Source organism: Acinetobacter sp. YK3 (assembly GCF_001729365.1).
In the GTDB taxonomy this organism is placed as follows: Bacteria; Pseudomonadota; Gammaproteobacteria; order Pseudomonadales; family Moraxellaceae; genus Acinetobacter; species Acinetobacter vivianii.
This window is the reverse complement of the sequence record NZ_LZPJ01000071.1, coordinates 1-2,911: the sequence shown is the minus strand read 5'-3', so window position 1 is coordinate 2,911 and position 2,911 is coordinate 1. Positions and strand designations below refer to the sequence as shown.

The following is a 2,911-nucleotide window of genomic DNA, read 5'->3' as shown; positions in this document are numbered from 1 at the left end:
AATTAAAAGATAGATTACAAACTCAATTTTATGAAATTCAGTACAGTTATAATGATTATAGACGGTTTCTCCAGTACAATATGGAATTTGAAGCAGTGTCGTATGGTGAAAAATTACAGAGAGTTCAGGATGCAGTTGATATGATTGCAGCAGAGCTTTTTTATTATGAAAAACTATTAAATAAATATAAGCCTAAAAATTTAGAGATTCGTTCTGATCCTTTTAAAATTATGGATGATTTATTCGATATACTTTCTCAATTAAATGGCAATATTCTTGATAAAGGCGTAGATGTTTGGAAACAGGATATTTTAAAATATTTGGCTTCAGATGAAGCATTTAAGACTTTAGTTCATCTAAAAATGATTATCAATAGCGATATCCAAAGTATAATTTTATATTATTTGGATGATAAAAAAGGGCATTAAGCCCTTTCTAATTTTTTCGTTTTGCACCAGGCTTTAATTTTTGACGATTATCTAATATTGGGATAATCTCTAAAGGATCATAAGAATACTTGCCACCCGAACCTTTATTGAATGGTTTTAAGAATTCAATCACTGTGGTTCGTGCCATCTCATACCGCTCCATCACCCACTTGGTATCAACTCGGTGAGGCAGTTGCTCAGACTTCAATTCTAAAACTTTGCCCACTTGTGGTATCACATCCTGCAAACACACTCTTGGTGGTTTTTCTGATTCAACAACAATTATATATTTTTGCATAATGCTCATGCTTCTACCTGTTATGCAATGTACTCCAGAAGCGATCACATGGGTCAACAATACGATCGCTTCTGGAGAACATTGCTAAGAATGTTCTATTGTTTGGAAGTGTGGTTTTTAAATTTTAGGTCTAATAGGATTTATGAAATTCTTCATACTTCCACCTGCAAAAACTTTTAATTATTTAACTTTTCAAAAGACTGCGTGCGTGCAGCCTTCTGATTGGTTAACAAGGAGACCGAGACATCCTTGATCATTTCATTACCTTGCAGGACCTGTTGTTTCGCCTGGAGAGCTGTCGTAGCCTCTACACGTCCTCGTAAGCTGCCTTTGCTGTGAAGCTTGGCCACATACTTGAAGATGTAGGTTTTTACGCACTCCAACCCTCCATGTCCTTTTTTGCCTTGCAGGCCTGCACGATCTGGGCCTCGTAGCGGGTGCCTTTAAACTGTTTATAGATCGGTCCCAGATCTGCTTCTTTGTCAGCATGATGAATTGCATTTAATGCCTGCTGAAAATCCTGAGTCAATTGCTGTGCAGCATTGGCTGGAGCCATCTGGTTTTGCTGTTGAGGCTGACGTTGTTGCTGATTCGGAGGCTGGTTCTGGTTGCGCTGCTGGTTTTGAGCAGGGGCATTCTGCTGGTTGTTCCGAGCTGGTGCATTGGTCTGTTGATGAAAAGTATCCGTATCAGCATCCTGAGTATCATCAATCAGGAACAGGCCATTCAATGCGTATTTACGTGCATAGGAACTGGATGAGCCAAATGTCTGGGCCACATCCATTCCTTTTTTATTGATCTCTACGCCAGCATGCGCAGTAGTCATGGTTTGTTTGCCTTGAGCATCGGTAAAGACTGCTTTGGCCGTGATCACCACAACCGGGCCGATCTCTTGTACTTCATCAGTCACCACAAGGGTAGCGCCGTATTTTTGCAAGAGCGGCTTTACACCTTCAAGGATATCTTCCAGATTACGATAATGGAATTTACCAAAGCTGTTGTATTTGCTCTTAGGTGCTTTTAACTCAAGCTGGATAAGTTGTAAGGCATCAAGTGTGGTTGCCGATGCCATTTGTTGATTCACTGCTGCATTCATCTTAAATCTCCTTAGGCACCGTTGTACTGCGCGTTACGGTAATCAATACGTTGTTCTTTGCTATAGCGTGGAGTTTGGCTTTTGGCACTGCGTTGGATAGCACGTTGGTAATTTACGAGTTTCTTGATATTACCTTTTAGCCAATACACAGATAATTCCTCCTCATTGATCGGGCGAGGCTCGCTATCTAGCGCCTCCTTGACGAGGATAGAGTGCCAGTCAAAAGCAGCAGCCTGCACACCACCGAAGAATTCCGTATCAAAATCAGGGGTGTAATTTAACGATACGTTGACCAGATAAATTTTTGGGCCAAGGCGTACGTTGTAGTAGCCATTCACGTCTTTACAGATGAATTCTGCGAATGGTGTGGTATAGCGTTTCTTTTGCATGACAGGCTCCATATTACTGGTCTTACCCTGTGTATATGATGCTGAATACCCAGTATTTACAGGGCTTTCAAGTCACTGTGCGTCATAGATTGTCGGTTGTATTTTGTTCGATAATGATGTGTTGAATAGCTTAGTTTTTGGGATAGAAGCTGTATGTAATTGTCCCATGGGCTTATCCTCCAAAAATGCCGTAAACGACAGCGGTAAGGACCAGCCAGAGTTGGAAAACGACTAAAATGATAGGGAAGAGCTTAAGCGCATCTTTTAGATTGGCTTTGATGAAGTCGAGTGTACTGACCTGATAATCAGTAGCAGAAGGGTGCTGGTGTAAACGTTGGGACGTTTGACTCGGTATAGGCTTTTGTTTCATACTTATCTCGCTTTAATGCAAAGCCCCGTCGCCGTCCAAAGTGAAGGGGCTTTTTATTTATCACTCTATAAGTATTAGGCGTACCTAATTAAATAGTCAATAGGTTTGCCTAATTTTGATTTTAAAATCTATAAATAAAGGTTACTATTGAATAGTAAATTCAGTATCATCATGCAAACTGAAGTAATGTTGTGGAGCTTTGAGCGAGAGTTATGAGTTTAGAATATAAATCTTTATCAAAAATCTTTAACAGCAATGTCTTAGCGGATGCTGCTGATGGAGATTTTTCATATATTCTAAAAATAGTTGAAAAATTTTTTCCTGATAGAG

5 protein-coding genes are annotated in these 2,911 nt (G+C 39.8%); 1 reads left to right on the top strand and 4 read right to left on the bottom strand.

Annotated features, from left to right (window positions below):
• A partial coding sequence (locus A9Z07_RS06295) for a hypothetical protein (protein ID WP_205634330.1) occupies nucleotides 1-428 on the top strand: 428 nt, incomplete at its 5' end.
• Between the two features lie 7 nt (nucleotides 429-435).
• Here the strand turns inward: A9Z07_RS06295 and A9Z07_RS06290 are convergent.
• From A9Z07_RS06290 to A9Z07_RS06270, 4 genes are all read right to left on the bottom strand, one after another.
• Nucleotides 436-735: a hypothetical protein gene (locus tag A9Z07_RS06290; RefSeq protein WP_081406412.1), complete on the bottom strand. Its 300-nt coding sequence runs from the start codon at nucleotides 733-735 to the stop codon at nucleotides 436-438.
• Nucleotides 736-1,096: 361 nt separating this feature from the next.
• A complete protein-coding gene (locus tag A9Z07_RS06280) occupies nucleotides 1,097-1,822 on the bottom strand; it encodes an ERF family protein (RefSeq protein WP_069577661.1) in 726 nt (241 codons plus the stop codon).
• Nucleotides 1,823-1,833: 11 nt separating this feature from the next.
• Nucleotides 1,834-2,211 carry a hypothetical protein gene (locus A9Z07_RS06275; protein ID WP_069577660.1) on the bottom strand — a complete coding sequence of 126 codons (378 nt, stop codon included), beginning with the start codon at nucleotides 2,209-2,211 and terminating at the stop codon, nucleotides 1,834-1,836.
• Nucleotides 2,212-2,383: 172 nt separating this feature from the next.
• Entirely contained in the window at nucleotides 2,384-2,581 is a 198-nt protein-coding gene (locus A9Z07_RS06270) for a hypothetical protein (RefSeq protein ID WP_069577659.1), read from the bottom strand.
• Nucleotides 2,582-2,911 lie beyond the last annotated feature (330 nt).

What these genes read in the sequence shown, in the direction of transcription:
- A9Z07_RS06280 (WP_069577661.1), bottom strand. Translation starts at nt 1,822, where the DNA reads ATGAATGCAGCAGTGAATCAACAAATGGCATCGGCAACCACACTTGAT.
- A9Z07_RS06275 (WP_069577660.1), bottom strand. Translation starts at nt 2,211, where the DNA reads ATGCAAAAGAAACGCTATACCACACCATTCGCAGAATTCATCTGTAAA.
- A9Z07_RS06270 (WP_069577659.1), bottom strand. Translation starts at nt 2,581, where the DNA reads ATGAAACAAAAGCCTATACCGAGTCAAACGTCCCAACGTTTACACCAG.
- A9Z07_RS06290 (WP_081406412.1), bottom strand. Translation starts at nt 735, where the DNA reads ATGAGCATTATGCAAAAATATATAATTGTTGTTGAATCAGAAAAACCA.